The sequence below is a fragment of the Cryobacterium algoritolerans genome (assembly GCF_004402785.1).
Classification (GTDB): domain Bacteria; phylum Actinomycetota; class Actinomycetes; order Actinomycetales; family Microbacteriaceae; genus Cryobacterium; species Cryobacterium algoritolerans.
In genome coordinates this window covers 122,349-138,105 of record NZ_SOFP01000047.1, presented here as the reverse complement: position 1 = coordinate 138,105, position 15,757 = coordinate 122,349, and the positions used below count along the sequence as shown (strand labels likewise).

The window sequence follows — 15,757 nt, the reverse complement described above, 5'->3', positions numbered from 1 at the left end:
AAGAGGGTGTCGGCGGTGCTGCGTACACTTAGTGGGTGACTCTTCAGGGCTTAATTGCCACACTTTCGCGCGCCTCCACCTTCGACAATGCCATCACGTTCGCGAACCGGGACGCCGATTTCTCGCTCACCGAGGGCCTGCGGGCGCCGCTGATCGCGGCCTTGCTCGAGCAGCGTGGCCGGCTGGACAAGGCCCAGGCCCTGCTCGTCATCACCGCGACGGGGCGCGAGTCGGAGTCGTTGCACGAGAATCTGGCCTGTTTCACCGATGGCGCCGAGATCGTCGACTTCCCGGCCTGGGAGACCCTCCCGCACGAACGGCTGAGCCCCGGCGCCGAGATCGTCGGCAAACGCCTCTACGCGCTCCGGCGGATGCGTGACTGGGAGGAATCGGACCCTACTGCCCGGCGGCCGCTCATCGTCATCGCCTCGGTGCGGGCCGCCCTCCAGCCGGTGGCCGACAACCTCACCGACTACGAACCGATCGAGCTTGCCGTCGGCGCCCATGGCCACGACCTCGGCGCCATCAATAGGGAACTCGTCGGCCTCGCCTACACTCGCGTCGACATGGTCACCCGACGGGGTGAGTTCGCCGTGCGCGGCGGCATCCTCGACGTGTTCCCGCCCGTGGCGCCGCACCCGTTCCGGGTGGAATTCTTCGGTGACGAGGTCGAGCAGATCCGCGCGTTCTCGGTCGCCGACCAGCGTTCCCTGCCCGACCCGATCGGGCGGGTGTCCCTGCCGCCGAGCCGGGAACTGCTGCTCAGCCCGGCCGTGCGACAGCGGGCCAGGGAGATGCAGCACGAGTTCCCGAGCCTGGCCGGCCTGCTCGCCAAGATCGCCGAGGGAATCCCGGTCGAGGGGATGGAGAGCCTGGCGCCGGCGCTCGTCGACCGGCTGGTGCCGATCACCCACTACCTGCCCCTCGAGGCGGCCGTGGCCGTGATCTCACCCGAAAGGGTTGCCTCCCGGGCGATCAGCCTCGCGGAGACGAACCGCGAATTCCTCGGCGCCGCGTGGAGCGCGGCGACCGCCGGCGCGGAGGCCCCGATCGACCTCGAATCAGGGGACTTCCTCACCCTCAGCCGGCTGCGCGACTCGGTCAAATCTAGACAGGCTCGATCACCCGGCGCCCGGGCCTCCGCCCACGCCTGGTGGACGTTCAGCTCGTTCCAGGCGGCGCCGACGGATGCCCCGGTGCTCCCCGAACACCGCGAGCTCGACGAGCTGCTCACCGTGCGCGTCGACGGCGACGCCGTGCCGAGCTTCCAGGGCAGCGTCGAAGGTGCCGTCGGGCACCTTGCCGCCCGGCTGAAAGGCGGCTGGACCGTCGGGATCGTGGCCCAGGGCGCGGGGCTGGTCGAACGCGCCGCAGACGTGCTCGCCGAGCGCGAACTCCCGGCCCGGATCGTCACCGCATGGCCCAGCGAACCGGAACCGGGCATCGCCTACCTGCTCAAGGCATCCGTCGACCACGGCTTCGAGCTGCCGGAGACGAAACTCACGCTGGTCAGCGAGTCCGAATTCTACGGCCGGGTCGTCGGCTACGATGCCCGCCAGGTCAAGAAACTGGCCAGCCGACGTAAGAACGTCGTCGACCCGCTGCAGCTCAAGGCCGGCGACCACGTCGTGCACCAGACCCACGGCATCGGCCGGTTCGTCGAACTGACCCAACGCGAGGTCTCCAGCGGGGGTCGCAACCCGGTCAAGACCAAGCGCGAGTATCTCGTGCTCGAGTACGCGCCGTCCAAGCGCGGCCACCCGGGCGACAAGCTCTACGTGCCGACCGACCAGCTCGACCTGGTCAGCCGTTACGTCGGTGGGGAGGCCCCGACGCTGAGCAAGATGGGCGGCAGCGACTGGTCGGCCGCGAAGACCAAGGCCCGCAAGGCCGTGCGTGACATCGCCGTCGAACTGGTCAAGCTGTACTCGGCTCGGATGGCCAGCAAGGGCCACGCGTTCGGTCCGGACACCCCGTGGCAGCGCGAGCTGGAGGAGGCGTTCCCGTTCGCGGAGACGCCCGACCAGCTCACCACCATCGACGAGGTCAAAGCCGATATGGAACGGCCGATCCCGATGGACCGGCTGCTTTCGGGCGACGTCGGTTTCGGCAAGACCGAGGTGGCAGTGCGCGCCGCGTTCAAGGCGATCCAGGATGGCAAGCAGGTCGTCATGCTCGTACCGACGACCCTGCTCGTTCGCCAGCACATGGAGACCTTCCAGGAACGCTTCGCCGGATTCCCGGTGCACCTGCGAGCGCTCAGCCGGTTTCAGACCGAGAAGGAGTCCCGCGAAACCATCGCCGGGATGCTGGACGGCACCGTCGACCTCGTGATCGGAACCCACCGGCTACTCTCCGAGTCGATCGTGTTCAAGGACCTCGGCCTCGTCATCATCGACGAGGAGCAGCGATTCGGGGTGGAGCACAAGGACGCGCTGAAGAAGCTGAAGACCAACGTGGACATCCTCGCGATGAGTGCCACACCGATCCCGCGCACGCTGGAGATGGCGGTCACCGGCATCCGCGAGATGTCCACTCTGGCCACCCCGCCGGAGGATCGGCACCCGATCCTCACCTTTGTCGGCCCGTACTCCGAGCGGCAGGTGGCGGCGGCGATCCGACGCGAGCTGCTGCGGGAGGGCCAGATCTTCGTCGTGCACAACCGGGTGTCGAGCATCAACCGGGTCGCCGCGAAGCTGGCCGAGCTGGTGCCGGAGGCGCGGATCGCCGTGGCGCACGGGCAGCTGCCGGAGGCCCAGCTGGAACAGGTCGTCGTGGACTTCTGGGAGCGCAGGTTCGACGTGCTCGTCTCGACGACGATCATCGAGACCGGCCTGGACATCGCGAACGCGAACACCATTATCATCGACCGCGCGGACAAGTTCGGGCTCAGCCAACTGCACCAGTTGCGGGGGAGGGTCGGCCGCGGCCGGGAGCGCGCCTACGCCTACTTCCTCTATGACGAGAACAAGCCGCTCACCGAGGTCGCTCACGACCGGCTGTCGACCATCGCCGCGAACAACGAGCTGGGCGCGGGCATGCAGGTGGCCCTGAAAGACCTCGAGATCCGCGGCGCCGGTAACCTGCTGGGCGGCGAGCAGGCCGGTCACATCGCCGGCGTCGGCTTCGACCTCTACCTACGCATGATCGGCGAGGCCGTGAGCACCTTCCGCGGCGACGTCGCGGAAGGCCAGACCGAGCTGCGGCTCGAACTGCCCGTCGACGCTCACATTCCCGAAGACTACGTCGACAGCGAGCGGTTGCGCCTCGAGGCCTACCAGAAGCTGTCCGCCGCCAGCTCGCCTACGGCCGCTAAGGACCAGATCGACCTGGTTCTCGATGAACTCACCGATCGGTACGGTGATCCTCCCCAGCCGGTGCAGAACCTCATCCTGGTCTCCCGGCTGCGCTGGCTGGCGCAGCAGGCCGGGCTCGGCGAGGTCGTCGCAATGGGCTCGAACCTGCGCGTCTCCCCGGCCAACCTGGCCGATTCGATGCAGGTGCGCCTGCAACGGATGTACCCGGGCTCGCGCTACTTCACCCAGAATGGGTCGATGACCGTGCCCATGCCCCGGATCAACGGCGAGCCGCTCGGCGACGCCGCCCTGATTGCCTGGGCCGGCTCACTGCTCGACGCGCTCTTCCCCCGGCCGGTCGACGCCGTCTCGCCGACGTCCGTGTGACGATCCCATCCGGCGGGTTGAAGGCCTCCGCCGGGCTGTCCCGTGCGGGGCACGGTCGCCGCGAGTCCCGCGTGACGCCCCGGCCCGCCGCTTACGATGAGAACGAACCCAGGAGGCCCGCATGACCCAGCCCAGCCAGCTCGACATCCTGATCGAAACCGTCGCCCGGCTCCGTGCGCCCGGCGGCTGCCCGTGGGACGCCGATCAGACCCACGAATCCCTCGTGCAGTACCTGATCGAGGAAAGCCACGAACTGATCGACGCGATCGAGGCGGGCGGTCGCGAGGACCTGATCGAGGAACTCGGCGACGTGCTGTACCAGGTGCTCTTCCACGCCGATCTCGCCGCGCACACCCGCGGCGAGGACTTCGACATCCAGGATGTCGCCGCGCAGATGACCGCGAAGATGGTGGGACGGCATCCTCACGTCTTCGGCGAGCTGTCGCTTGAGACCGCCGACGACGTCGTCGCGGCCTGGGACGGCTTCAAAGCCGCGGAGAAGCCGCACCGAACCAGCGTGCTCGACGGGATCCCGCAGGGAATGCCGGCCCTCGCCCTCGCCGACAAGGTGCTCGGCCGGGCGCAGAAGATCGGCCTGCTCAGTGCGGAGTCGGCCTTCCCGCTCCCGATCGGGAGTGAAGGCGAACTCGGCCCGTTGCTGCTGGCCATCGTTTCCACCGCCAAGGCCCAAGGGTTGGACGCGGAGCGCGCGCTCCGCACTGCCCTCCGCGGGCTGCAGGACGAGATCCGCGCCGCCGAGGCGGACAGTGCCGCCGCGGACGGGACGGACATCTTCGACGCCGGCATCGTTGGCCTGCCGGGCTGACGTGACTGAGCCGCGTTGAGCCGCGCTGAGCCGCCCTGGCCCGCGCTGGCCGCGCGGACCAGCGTTTACCCGGGTGAGCGGCCCGGCCGCGCGATCAGGCGACGCGGTGGCCCGCGGGGAGGCGGCGGGCCGGGGTGATCGTGCGGCGCCAGGCCCAGAGCAGCGCCCCGGCTCCGAGGACCAGGTGGATGCCGAGCCCGACGAACCAGGACGGCACCGCGTTGTCGTAGAGCTCCCGTGGCGTCGGCTGCTTCTCGTCGCCGCCGAAGTATTGGCCGGTCGAATTACAGTATGGGGACTCGCCCTGCAGGTCAGGCGCAACCTGTGCCTGCCGTACCCCGACCGCGATCCAGCCGAACAGGTCCTGCGGGTTGCCGAAGGCGTCGAAGACGCCTGGGGAGGCATCCGCCACGACGACGTACGGATTCGCGGCGAGTACCCACCAGTACCGGTCGAAACGGGGAACGTCCACCGTGGTCGCGGGGTCGCGGCAGCCGGCCGGCGACGTGAGGGTCTGTTGCGACTTTGTGGCGGTGCCGAGCAGGGCGAACGCGATGGGCGTGCCGACGCTCAGCGCCGCGACGATGAGGTAGGTGACGACGATCGAGAAGAGGGGGCGGGTGACCACGCCGGACAGCCCGACGCCGACCGCGGCGATGACCCCGAGCTCGGCGGCGAGCACGAGCACGGAGACTGCGACCGTGGCGTGCGAGACCTGGCCGAGGGTGACCGCGAAGAGCAGGAACGGGACCGCGGCAGCCAGGAATGCGAGGGCCGTGATCCAGGCCGCGCCGAACTTGCCGAGCACGAGCTGGCCCGTGCTGATCAGGGTGACCTGGGTCGTCGCGAGTGTGCCGATGTCGCGGTCGCCGTTGATGGCGTTGCCGCTGAGCGCGGGCGAGACGAAGGTGCCGAGCAGGAGCACGAAGAAGATGACGGCAGAAAAGACCGCGCCGCCGCCTGTCTCCCAGGCCGTGGTCGAGAGCCAGAGCAGCACCGTGACCGCCGCGACGAGCATCACGAAGATGCCCAGCAGAACGTACCAGGCGACCCCGCGCACGCGTTGGCGCAGCTCAAGGGTGACGATGAGCCAGAGCCCGGTGAGGAAGTCCCTAGGGGGTGTGCGGTCGGGGGTCGGGCCGGGGCGGGAAGTCGTGTCCAGGGTGTTGCTCATGCTGCTGCCCCTCCGTTGAATTCGGGCAGGGACAGGTCGAGGAAGGTGTGTTCAAGATCGCCGACGGCCGGGCCGAAGGCGCACACCCGAACGCCGGATCCGATCAGCCGGGCCAGCAGGTCGGCGGCCGCCTCCTCGTTGTCGACCTGCACGAGCGTACCGAGGTGGTCGGTCTGTGTGCCGGAGACACCGGATGCCCGGAGGCTGCCTTCCAGGGCAGCCAGGTCGAGTGAGCGGATCCGCCACGACCTGGCACTGGCGCCGGCCAGGGCGACGCGTTCGGCGCTCGCCGTGGCTCCGTCGGCGAGGTACACGGCGGCATCGGCCATCTCGTCGAGTTCGGACAGGACGTGGCTGGACACGAGGATCGCCGTTCCCTCTCCCGCGAGGCGGCGGAGGAGTACGCGAAGCGCCACCCGGGCTGTCGGGTCGAGGCCGGATGCCGGTTCGTCGAGCAGGAGCGCGGCGGGGGAGTGCACGAGGGCCCGCGCCAGGCTCAGCCGCTGCTTCTGCCCGCGGCTGAGCACGCGGGACGGGCGGTCGGCGAGGGCCTCCAGGCCGGTCAAGCCGATCAGTTCGTTCGCGCGAGCGTTGGCGGCGGGGCGGGTCATCCCGTACATCCGTCCGGTCACTTCCAGCGCGGCACGAACGCTCAGGCTCGGCCAGGAGCCGAGCGTGTCGGGCATCCAGCCCATCGCGGCGCGCACCGCCTGCGGGTCCGCCACCGGGTCGTGGCCGGCGATGGTGATGGTGCCGGTGTCGGGGGCGAGCAGGCTTGCGAGCATGAGGAGCAGCGTCGTCTTGCCGGCGCCGTTCGGACCGATCAGGGCCGTCACCGAGCCCGGTGGCACCGCGAGCGTGGCGTACCGCACCGCGTGCACGCTGCCGAACGAACGGCTGACCCCCGTGGCTGTGATTCCCTGTGCTGCGCTTGACCCCATCGTTGCCCCCTTCGGCGTGATGATCGAATTCTAGGGGGATGGCGCGCGGGGGAGCGGGATGCCGATGCCCGGTACCGTCGAACGACGAGCGACAGTTCTTGCAACGAACTCCTGTGCATCCAGATCGGCAACGAGTTTGCCGCCTCCCAGCACCACATCGCCATCGCCGTCTGGTTTGACAACCAGGCCCCACCCCGGCTCACCGCGAACTTCTGCGCCCAGTCGGTGGAAGGGCGCAACCAGGCCATGATGCTGGTGCAGTACCGTCTCGACCTGGACTTCGGCGTCGAGATACCGGGTATCCCCGCCGTGCTGAACAACTTCATTCTCCCCGTCGAGCCGATCGCGCTCGCCCTGGCTCAGGAGAAACAGGTCACGTCCCGGATCGCGACCTGGCTCGCCCGCGGTGGTCGAGCCAGTGGAGACCTGGCTCAGTCGGGTGGTTGCTGACTCGCCCCGCGCTTTATGGCCGCCTTGTTCTGGCGGAGCTTGAGGTGGGTCTTGCTGGGGAGTGGGATGAGGGTTTGTTCCGGGTCGAGTGTCGTGGGTGGTTTGAGGCGGTAGGTGTTGGCGTTGCGGAGGATTTCCCAGTGTGTGTTGTGGAGGAGTAGGTGGTGGGGGTGGCAGAGGCAGATTCCGTCGGCGAGGTCGGTGAGGTCGGTGAGGTCGGTGAGTCCGTGTTCGAGTAGCCATGTTTTGAGGTGGTGGGCTTTGGTCCAGGATGGTGGTCGGTCGCAGTCGGTCGCAGTCGGTCGCAGTCGGTCGCAGTCGGGCCAGAGGCAGCCGCCGTCACGTGCGCCCATGGTGGTGCGTTGTTTTTCGGTGAAGAATCGTTGTTCTCGTCCGACGTCGAGTGCTTGTCCGGTGTCGTTGGAGAGGATCCCGCGCGCGGTGTCGCGGAGTTGTCGTTCGATGGTGGCGAGGGAGATCGGGGCGGGACTGCCCTCAAGGTAGCCGTGGCCGACCGGTGGAGAGGATGCAGCGGTTTCTGCGGGAGTTGAGGGAGAAGTGCCGGCCGGGGAGTCGGCTGCGTTGCCGGCACGGGCACGGGCACTGGCACGGGCACCGGCACCGGCACTGGCACCGGCACTGGCACCGGCACTGGCACTGGCACTGGGACTGGCACTGGGACTGGGACTGGGACTGTTGCTGGCACTGGCACTGGCACTGGCACTGGCAGCACTGGCGCGGGTGTTGGCGTTGGTGAGGTCTTTGTGGGTGACGATGACGCGCACGGCAGGGCGGCGGCCGCCGAGCATTTTTCCGGGTTCGACTTCGCCGGCGATTTTGAGTAGTTGCACGAAGGAGTCCGCGGCGATCTGTTGGGTGCTGCGGGGGTCGTCCTGGATGTGTTTGGCCCACAAGGCGCGTTTCTTGTCGACGAAGCGCACACCGCCGCGCCGGGGCCCGGTGATGGCGTCGTAGGTGGAGAGCACGAACTCGCCGTCTTCCGGGGCGAAGAGCCCGTGCAGGCGCACCTTCCCGTCGGCGAGGCGGTAGATCTTCAGGTATCGGTCGTCGTAGGCCTGTTTCTCCCTCGCGGCGATGCCGGCCTCGTCGAGGTCGGTAAAGAGTTTGTCCGCGGTGACAGCGGTGTCGATGTCTCCCAGGCCCTTCCGGATCGACTCCGCGGCATCGACGGAGAGCGTGCCGGCGGCCACGGCGCGCGCGATCGGGCCCTACCACGACCCGGGAGCGCCTGAACCGGGCAGGAGACCAGGCAGGAGACCAGGCAGGTGACCGGGCGGGAAACCCGCAGGACGGTCGGGACTGTCGGGCCCGTCGGCACCACCGGTGTCGCCGGTCCCACCGGCACTGGGCGACCCGAACGCTTCCGCGGCCTGCCGGTCGGCGGCCTCGGCGCGGGCGAGCATCGTGCCCACGGCCACGGCCACGGCCACGGCCACGGCCACGGCCACGAGCTTGAACGCGTCATTCTTGCTGGAACCGGTGACCTTCTGGATCATCGCCTCCGGCGAGAGGAACCCCTGCCGGGCGGCCAGACCCGAATGGCCCAGCTCCGGCCGGGACCGGTGGGCGATCGTCGCGGCCATCCACGCCGCATACTGTTCGATCAGACGGCGGGCGACGGCGATCTGACCTTGACCCGTCAGCACCGCAGCATCAGGCAGGGCCTCCAGATCGGCGCTGGAACAGCCCAGACGCGCAACGGTCTCCGCTGCTTGCCTGAGCTGATCTGCCGGTGAATCCATACCACGAGAATACCGACATGCGAACATAAATGTGAGTGAATATCACGTCCTGTGGATAACTATTCGAAAGTTTATTCACCGGGTGTCGACGGGCTCGACCACCGGGTCTCGACAGGCTCGAAGGTGGGGGAGGGGCTGGGTGGGACCTGACACAATTGGAGGCATGGCAGCACCTGTGACCCCGCCGCGCGGAATGCGCGACTTCCTCCCCAACGAGAAAGCGATCCGGGAGCACGCGCTGGGCACGATCAGGCGCATCTTCGCCGCACACGGCTTCGACGAGATCGAAACCCCAGTGATGGAGGATTCGGCCCGCCTGCACTCCGGCCTCGGCGGCGACAACGAAAAGCTCGGTTTCGCCGTGCTCAGACGTGGACTCTCCCCGGCGGATGTCGCGGCCGCCGCCGAGTCCGGCGATATCCTCTCGCTGGCCGACCTGGGCCTCCGCTTCGACCTCACCGTGCCGCTGGCCCGGTTCTATGCCAGCCACCGTGCCGAATTGCCCGCCGTCTTCCGGTCGATCCAGATCGCGCCGGTCTGGCGGGCGGAGCGCCCGCAGAAGGGACGCTACCGCCAGTTCGTCCAGTGCGACATCGACATCATCGGCGAGGCCGGACCGCTCGCCGAGATCGAGCTCATCTCCGCGACGACCGCGGCCCTCGACGCCCTCGGGCTCGACGGCTGCTCCGTGCGCATCAACGACCGGCGCATTCTCGCCTCGCTGCTCGCGCACTGGAAGGTGGCGCCTGAGCTGGCCGAGCGGGCGCTGATCACCATCGACAAGCTCGATAAGATCGGCGTGTCCGGCGTAGTCACCGAGCTGGACGGCCTCGGCGTCGATATTGACGGTATTGCGGACACCCTCGAGGTGATGCCCGGCCTCGGCTGGGATGCCGCCGCTCCAGCCTGGCTCGACCACTCAGCCTACGCCGACCTGAAGGCACTACGCGACGCCCTGCCGGCAAGCAAGCTGGTCTTCGATCCCACCCTCGTGCGCGGGATGGGCTACTACACGGGCACGATCTTCGAGATCGCCCACCCGGAACTGGGCTACTCCCTCGGTGGCGGCGGCCGCTATGACGGGATGATCGGTCGGTTTCTTGGCACCGAGGTTCCCGCCTGCGGATTCTCGATCGGATTCGAGCGGATCGTGGACCTGCTCGGCGCCACCGGGACGGTCGACACCGACGCGGTCGTGCTGGTGCACGAGAAGGATGCCGACCCGGCCCGTCTGGTGGCGCTCAAGGCGGAGCTCGTGGCCAGCGGGCTGCGGGTGCGACTCGAACGCCGCACCAAGAACCTCAAGGCACTGCTGGACCGGGCCGCCGCCGCCGGCTACGGACGGTACGCGTTCGTCACGCCCGAAACGGGCCCGCCCGGCTCGCTCCAGTTCCGTCCGCTGGGCGAATCAGCCCACCATCACTAGACTGTTATGGGATTGGAACACAGCGAGGTCTTCCTAGATTCCCTCAGGTCCCCACCCCCCAATTAAAGAAAATATAGGAAACAGGAGATAGCTGTGGCTCTCATTGAGGCAGTAGTAGCGCGCGAGATTCTTGACTCCAGAGGCAACCCGACCGTCGAGGTCGAGGTATTGCTTGACGACGGTTCGGTTAGCCGCGCGGCGGTTCCATCCGGCGCATCGACCGGTGCGTTCGAGGCTTATGAACTGCACGACGGCGACAAGTCGCGTTACCTGGGCAAGGGCGTGCTCAAGGCCGTTGACGCTGTCATCGACGAGCTCGGCCCGGCAGTCGAAGACCTGGACGCCACCGACCAGCGCATCGTAGACGCCGTCCTCATCGAGACCGATGGCACCGACAACAAGCACCGCGTCGGCGCCAACGCCATCCTCGGCGTCAGCCTCGCCGTTGCGAAGGCCGCCGCTACCTCGGCCGGCCTGCCCCTGTTCCGTTACCTTGGCGGACCGAATGCGCACACCCTGCCGGTGCCGATGATGAACATCATCAACGGTGGTTCGCACGCCGACAACGACGTGGACATCCAGGAATTCATGGTCGTCCCGCTCGGCGCCGAGTCCTTCGCCGAGGGCCTCCGCTGGGGCACCGAGACCTACCATGCGCTCAAGGCGCTCCTCAAGTCCAAGGGTCTGTCCACCGGCCTCGGCGACGAGGGTGGCTTCGCTCCTAACCTGCCCAGCAACCGAGCGGCCCTCGACCTGATCGTCGAAGCCATCACCAACGCCGGCTACACGCCCGGCAAGGACATCGGCCTCGCGCTCGACTGCGCCGCATCCGAGTTCTACAAGGACGGCGTTTACCACTTCGAGGGCAAGGAACTCACCGCCCAGGAGCTGTCCGCGTACTACGTCGAACTCGTCGCTGCCTACCCGCTCGTCTCGATCGAAGACCCGCTCGAAGAGGACGACTGGGAAGGCTACGTGCACCTTACCGCCGAACTCGGCGACAAGGTCCAGATCGTCGGCGACGACCTGTTCGTGACCAACCCGGTTCGCCTGGCCAAGGGCCTGGAGCTCGGCACGGCCAACTCCATTCTCGTCAAGGTCAACCAGATCGGCACCCTCACCGAGACGCTGGACGCGGTTGCCCTCGCCCAGCGCGCCGGCTACACCACGGTCATCTCCCACCGCTCCGGTGAGACCGAGGACACGTTCATCGCCGACCTTGCGGTCGCCGTCGACGCCGGCCAGATCAAGACCGGAGCGCCTGCCCGCAGCGAGCGCGTCGCAAAGTACAATCAGCTGCTGAGGATTGAAGAAGAGTTGGGCGAGGCCGCGGTTTACGCGGGCCGTTCCGCTTTCCCGCGGTTCAAGGCCTAGCTGGTCCGGAGCTCTCGAGGCCCGGGTCATCCGGGCCTCGAGAGCTCCATTTTTTTGTCCGGATTCGGTTAGGGTTCGAGTAGCCTCCCGAACCCGACGAGCACGAGAGGGGTGTGCCATGGGTAGGAAACGCGCAGAACGACACCCGGTCGCCCTCAAAACCACGGAGACCGCCACCGGCAATTGGCTGCGCGGGCTCCGGCTGTCGGGATTCTCCTTCATGATGATGGGAATCCTGATCCTCGCCGTGATCGTGCTGGCCCCCGGCATCCGTACCTATGCGGAGCAGCAGCAACAGATCGATCGGCTGACCAAGGCTGTCACCGCCCAGCAGGGAAGCGTCGACGAGCTCAAGTCAGAACGCGAGCGCTGGAATGACCGCACGTTCGTCACGACCCAGGCCCGCGACCGGCTCTCCTACGTTCTCCCTGGCGACGTCAGCTTCCTCGTGATCAACGACCTCGCCCTGCCCGTCGCGGGCGGCACGGAGCCGCCGCCGGCGAGCTCCGCCATTCAGAACACCAACGTCGATTGGCTCTCCTCCATGTTCGCCTCCGTCATGACAGCCGGCCTTGCCCCGGAGGCCGCACAATGACACGGCCACCCTTCGCCCCGGTCAGCCAGGCCGATATCGCCACGGTGTCCGCCCAGCTCGGCCGGCCGGCCCGGGACGTCGTCGGCATCGCCGCGCGTTGCGTCTGCGGCGCCCCGACCGTGGTGGTCACCGCACCGCGGCTCAGCGACGGAACACCGTTCCCCACCTTCTACTACCTCACCCACCCGGCCGCGACCGCCGCGCTTTCTTTCCTCGAAGCCACCCAGGTGATGAACGAGTACAACCGGCTGCTGCAGGACGACGAAGAGATCCGGGCCCGCTACCTTAGTGCGCACCAGGGATTCCTCTTCGATCGGGAAGCTATCGGCGTCGTCCCGGAGATCGCCGGGATCTCGTCCGGCGGAATGCCGGAGCGGGTGAAATGCCTGCACGCCCTCGCGGCGCATACCCTCGCCGCCGGGCCGGGAGTCAACCCGATCGGAGACCTCGCCCTGGCCAGGGCCGCCTGGTCACCCGCGGTCTGCGAGTGCCTCGACTACACCTCGGCGGACGCGTGACCTCATTCTGGCGACTGATTGGGACGGGCCTCGGCCTGAGCCTGGCCGTGGCGCTGGGCGGGGCATCCGTGGTCATCGACGCACCGCCGGCGCACGCCGACCAGGTGCGCGACCTCGAGTACTGGCTCACTGATTACGGCTTCACCCAGGCCTGGGCGACCACCCGGGGCGCCGGCGTGAAAGTGGCCGTGATCGACACCGGGGTGGCCCCCAACATCACCGAACTGGCCGGTGCCGTCGTCGGCGGCACGGATGTCTCCGGTCTCGGCTCCGCCAACGGCCAGACCCCCGTCGGCGACCGCAGCGAACACGGCACCCTCGTCTCCTCGCTGATGGCCGGGCGTGGTACCGGCGAAGGCACCGGAATCATCGGCGTGGCGCCGGCCGCGTCGATCCTGGCCGTGTCCGTCGCGTTCGGCACCAACGGCGCCACCCTCAGCAACGACGACCAGATCGCCGCCGGCATCCGGTGGGCGGTCGACAACGGGGCAGACGTGATCAACATGTCGCTGACCCGCAACACCCTGGAATGGCCCACGAGTTGGGATGACGCGTTCCTCTACGCGTTCGAGCACGATGTCGTCGTCGTCGCGGCCGCCGGCAACCGGGGCAGCGGCACCACCGAGGTTGGCGCGCCGGCCACCATCCCCGGCGTGCTCACGGTCGGCGGCGTCGACCGGAACAAGGCTGCCAGCTTCGACGCCTCCTCCCAGGGCATCACCATCTCGGTCGCAGCACCGAGCGAGCAGCTCGTCGGTGTGGTGCCGGGCGGCGGCTACGTGCAGTGGGACGGTACCAGCGCAGCAGCGCCGATCGTCTCCGGCCTCGTCGCGCTCGTGCGCTCCGCCTTCCCGAAACTCGACGCGGCCGAAGTGATGAACCGGGTGATCGCCACTGCCAACCCGAACGGCCACAAGGTGCCCAGTCCGATCTATGGGAACGGGCTCATCGACGCGACGGCGGCCGTGACGGCAGCCGTGCCGGCCTCCACCTCGCCCACGCCGACGCAGTTGCTCGAAGAGTGGATCCGGGTGCACCGTCGGGCCGACACCGCCCCGACCCCTGCCCCCGAGACCACGGCGATCGCGACGGTCCCCCCGAAAAAGGATCCGGCCCTCCCCGCGCACAACCTGGCGGCGGCGTGGCTGCCGAGTCCGCTCAGCCTGGCGTATGTGACGGTGCCGCTCATGGTTCTTCTCGGGTTTGGTATCCTAGTAACGCTGTTCGGCGTAGGGGCCACTCGGCACTTCAAGCGATTACGATCAAAACGCTAAGTTTTCGCGCATCCAATTTGTAGGAGGACCTCTAATCGTGCCCAAAATTCTCATTGTCGGCGGCGGCTACGCGGGTTTCTACACCGCTTGGAAGCTGGAGAAATGGCTGCGAACCGGCGAAGCCGAGGTCACCTTGGTTGACCCGCTTCCGTACATGACGTACCAGCCGTTCTTGCCCGAGGTCGCGGCCGGTTCCATCGAGGCCCGCCACGCCGTCGTCGCTCACCGGCGCCACCTCTCCAAGACCAACGTGCTCACCGCCAAGGTCACGCACATCGACCACGCAACGAAGACCGCGACCATCACGCCGCCGATCGGCGAACCGTGGGAATTCGTCTATGACATAGTCGTGGTCACCGGAGGCGCCGTCTCGCGCACGTTCCCGATCCCCGGCGTCGCCGACCAGGCCTTCGGCCTGAAGACCATCGAGGAGGCCGTCGCCATCCGCGACCGCGTCCTCACCAACTTCGATAAGGCAGCCCAACTGCCCGCCGGCCCCGAGCGCGACCGTCTGCTGACGTTCGTGGTCATCGGCGGCGGCTTCGCCGGCATCGAGGTCTTCGCCGAGCTGCGCTCGTTCGCCACCTCGCTGCTGAAGTCCTACCCGGAGATCGGCTTCGACGACACCCACTTCCACCTCGTCGAGGCGATGGGGCGGATCATGCCCGAGGTGTCCATCCCAACCAGCCTCTGGGTGATCAAGAACCTCGACCAGCGCGGAGCGCAGATCCACCTCAACACCCAGCTGACCAGCGCGGTCGACGGCAAGATCGAGTTGTCCACGGGTGAGAGCTTCGAGACCGACCTCATCGTCTGGACAGCCGGCGTCATGGCCAACCCGGAGATCGTTCGCCACACCGACCTGCCGATTGAGGAACGCGGGCGGCTCCAGGTACGCGCCGACCTGCGCGTCGGCAACGAAGACCTGATCATCGCGGACGCCTGGGGTGCCGGCGATGTCAGCGCCGTGCCGGACCTCAGCGGCGGGGGAGTGGGCGGCTTCTGCGTGCCCAACGCCCAGCACGCGGTGCGCCAGGGCAAGCTCCTCGCGAGGAACATCGTCGCCGTGCTCCGCGGTGAAGCCCCCAAGGAATACCTGCACAAGAACCTCGGCGCCGTCGCGGGCCTGGGCGTCGGCCAGGGCGTCTTCCAGTCGGGCAAGATCGCGATCACCGGCCTGCCCGCCTGGATCGCGCACCGCGGCTACCACGGCCTCGCGATGCCGAGCTGGGAACGCAAACTGCGCGTGGTCTGGGGCTGGGTGAACAACTTCTTCCTGGGCCGCGACATCGTCTCTCTCGAGGCAGTGGAGAACCCACGAGCCGTGTTCGAGGAGTTCGCGTCGCGTCCCAAGCCCGCAGCGGAAGCCTCGAAAGCAGCCAAGGCTGCTCCGGCCAAGACCGCCGCTGCCCCGGCCAAGACCGCCGCTGCTGCCGTCAAAACCGCTGCTCTGGCCGACAAGGGCGCCCCGGCGGCCCATGCGCCCCGGGCGCCGCGGAAGACCGCCGCGAAGCCGGTTGCCACGCCCGCTGCGGCGGCGGAGACCGTCGACGCCGAGAACAGCGTTTCCGCTGCCAAGTAACACCGGCGGCATCGGCAGCACCTACTCTTGAAGCGTTCGGCCTTGGCCGGGCGCGCCCCCGTAGCCCAATGGCAGAGGCAGACGACTTAAAATCGTCACAGTCTGGGTTCGAGTCCCAGCGGGGGCACAGTGTCGGTCGAGAGTCTTCGCC

13 protein-coding genes and 1 tRNA gene are annotated in these 15,757 nt (G+C 68.0%); 10 read left to right on the top strand and 4 right to left on the bottom strand.

All coding sequences use genetic code 11. The features are described from left to right. The first annotated feature begins 35 nt into the window (after positions 1-35). Together mfd and E3O19_RS10605 are read left to right on the top strand one after the other, a co-directional pair. Positions 36-3,683: a transcription-repair coupling factor gene (gene mfd, locus E3O19_RS10610; RefSeq protein ID WP_134567415.1), complete on the top strand. Its 3,648-nt coding sequence runs from the start codon at positions 36-38 to the stop codon at positions 3,681-3,683. 121 nt (positions 3,684-3,804) lie between these two features. Next, complete coding sequence (locus tag E3O19_RS10605) at positions 3,805-4,509, top strand: nucleoside triphosphate pyrophosphohydrolase (RefSeq protein ID WP_134567413.1); 705 nt, start codon at positions 3,805-3,807, stop codon at positions 4,507-4,509. A 94-nt stretch (positions 4,510-4,603) separates the two neighbouring features. Here E3O19_RS10605 and E3O19_RS10600 read toward each other — a convergent pair whose 3' ends face one another. Both E3O19_RS10600 and E3O19_RS10595 read right to left on the bottom strand, forming a co-directional pair. Continuing rightward, the gene (locus E3O19_RS10600; RefSeq protein ID WP_241981317.1) at positions 4,604-5,683 is read right to left on the bottom strand and encodes an ABC transporter permease; all 1,080 of its coding nucleotides are present in this window, start codon (positions 5,681-5,683) and stop codon (positions 4,604-4,606) included. Beyond that, positions 5,680-6,624 (bottom strand): ABC transporter ATP-binding protein, encoded by a 945-nt coding sequence (locus tag E3O19_RS10595; protein WP_134567411.1) that lies wholly within the window; start codon positions 6,622-6,624, stop codon positions 5,680-5,682. Before E3O19_RS10595 ends, E3O19_RS10600 begins: the two co-directional genes overlap by 4 nt. Positions 6,625-6,651: 27 nt before the next feature. Between E3O19_RS10595 and E3O19_RS10590 the strand changes: the two genes are divergently transcribed. Continuing rightward, positions 6,652-7,074: a ferritin-like domain-containing protein gene (locus E3O19_RS10590; protein WP_134567409.1), complete on the top strand. Its 423-nt coding sequence runs from the start codon at positions 6,652-6,654 to the stop codon at positions 7,072-7,074. On the opposite strand, the gene E3O19_RS10585 is transcribed toward E3O19_RS10590, so the two are convergent. Together E3O19_RS10585 and E3O19_RS10580 are read right to left on the bottom strand one after the other, a co-directional pair. Continuing rightward, positions 7,056-8,285, bottom strand: a complete 1,230-nt coding sequence (locus tag E3O19_RS10585; protein ID WP_166804536.1) for a DUF222 domain-containing protein — start codon at positions 8,283-8,285, stop codon at positions 7,056-7,058. The two genes, E3O19_RS10590 and E3O19_RS10585, sit on opposite strands and share 19 nt — an antisense overlap. An 18-nt stretch (positions 8,286-8,303) precedes the next feature. Continuing rightward, on the bottom strand, positions 8,304-8,837 hold the full coding sequence (locus E3O19_RS10580; protein WP_134567405.1) for a hypothetical protein: 534 nt from the start codon (positions 8,835-8,837) through the stop codon (positions 8,304-8,306). 163 nt (positions 8,838-9,000) lie between these two features. Between E3O19_RS10580 and hisS the strand changes: the two genes are divergently transcribed. From hisS to E3O19_RS10545, 7 genes are all read left to right on the top strand, one after another. Continuing rightward, a complete protein-coding gene (gene hisS / locus E3O19_RS10575; RefSeq protein WP_134567403.1) occupies positions 9,001-10,263 on the top strand; it encodes a histidine--tRNA ligase in 1,263 nt (420 codons plus the stop codon). Between the two features lie 93 nt (positions 10,264-10,356). After that, positions 10,357-11,637 carry a phosphopyruvate hydratase gene (gene eno, locus E3O19_RS10570; RefSeq protein WP_134567401.1) on the top strand — a complete coding sequence of 427 codons (1,281 nt, stop codon included), beginning with the start codon at positions 10,357-10,359 and terminating at the stop codon, positions 11,635-11,637. A 118-nt stretch (positions 11,638-11,755) separates the two neighbouring features. Then, positions 11,756-12,232 (top strand): FtsB family cell division protein, encoded by a 477-nt coding sequence (locus E3O19_RS10565; RefSeq protein WP_134567399.1) that lies wholly within the window; start codon positions 11,756-11,758, stop codon positions 12,230-12,232. After that, the gene (locus E3O19_RS10560; RefSeq protein ID WP_134567397.1) at positions 12,229-12,750 is read left to right on the top strand and encodes a DUF501 domain-containing protein; all 522 of its coding nucleotides are present in this window, start codon (positions 12,229-12,231) and stop codon (positions 12,748-12,750) included. The genes E3O19_RS10565 and E3O19_RS10560 overlap by 4 nt, the downstream gene beginning before the upstream one ends. Beyond that, positions 12,747-14,024, top strand: coding sequence for a S8 family peptidase (locus tag E3O19_RS10555; protein ID WP_241981316.1), 1,278 nt, complete (start codon positions 12,747-12,749; stop codon positions 14,022-14,024). The genes E3O19_RS10560 and E3O19_RS10555 overlap by 4 nt, the downstream gene beginning before the upstream one ends. A gap of 37 nt (positions 14,025-14,061) precedes the next feature. Beyond that, entirely contained in the window at positions 14,062-15,606 is a 1,545-nt protein-coding gene (locus E3O19_RS10550) for an NAD(P)/FAD-dependent oxidoreductase (RefSeq protein ID WP_134567395.1), read from the top strand. 54 nt (positions 15,607-15,660) lie between these two features. After that, a tRNA-Leu gene (locus tag E3O19_RS10545) sits at positions 15,661-15,733 on the top strand. The last annotated feature ends 24 nt before the right edge of the window (positions 15,734-15,757 follow it).

Excerpts from the sequence above, each read along its gene's own strand:
- E3O19_RS10605 (WP_134567413.1), top strand. The coding sequence starts at position 3,805 with ATGACCCAGCCCAGCCAGCTCGACATCCTGATCGAAACCGTCGCCCGG.
- E3O19_RS10600 (WP_241981317.1), bottom strand. The coding sequence starts at position 5,683 with ATGAGCAACACCCTGGACACGACTTCCCGCCCCGGCCCGACCCCCGAC.
- E3O19_RS10595 (WP_134567411.1), bottom strand. The coding sequence starts at position 6,624 with ATGGGGTCAAGCGCAGCACAGGGAATCACAGCCACGGGGGTCAGCCGT.
- E3O19_RS10580 (WP_134567405.1), bottom strand. The coding sequence starts at position 8,837 with ATGGATTCACCGGCAGATCAGCTCAGGCAAGCAGCGGAGACCGTTGCG.
- hisS (WP_134567403.1), top strand. The coding sequence starts at position 9,001 with ATGGCAGCACCTGTGACCCCGCCGCGCGGAATGCGCGACTTCCTCCCC.
- E3O19_RS10565 (WP_134567399.1), top strand. The coding sequence starts at position 11,756 with ATGGGTAGGAAACGCGCAGAACGACACCCGGTCGCCCTCAAAACCACG.
- E3O19_RS10560 (WP_134567397.1), top strand. The coding sequence starts at position 12,229 with ATGACACGGCCACCCTTCGCCCCGGTCAGCCAGGCCGATATCGCCACG.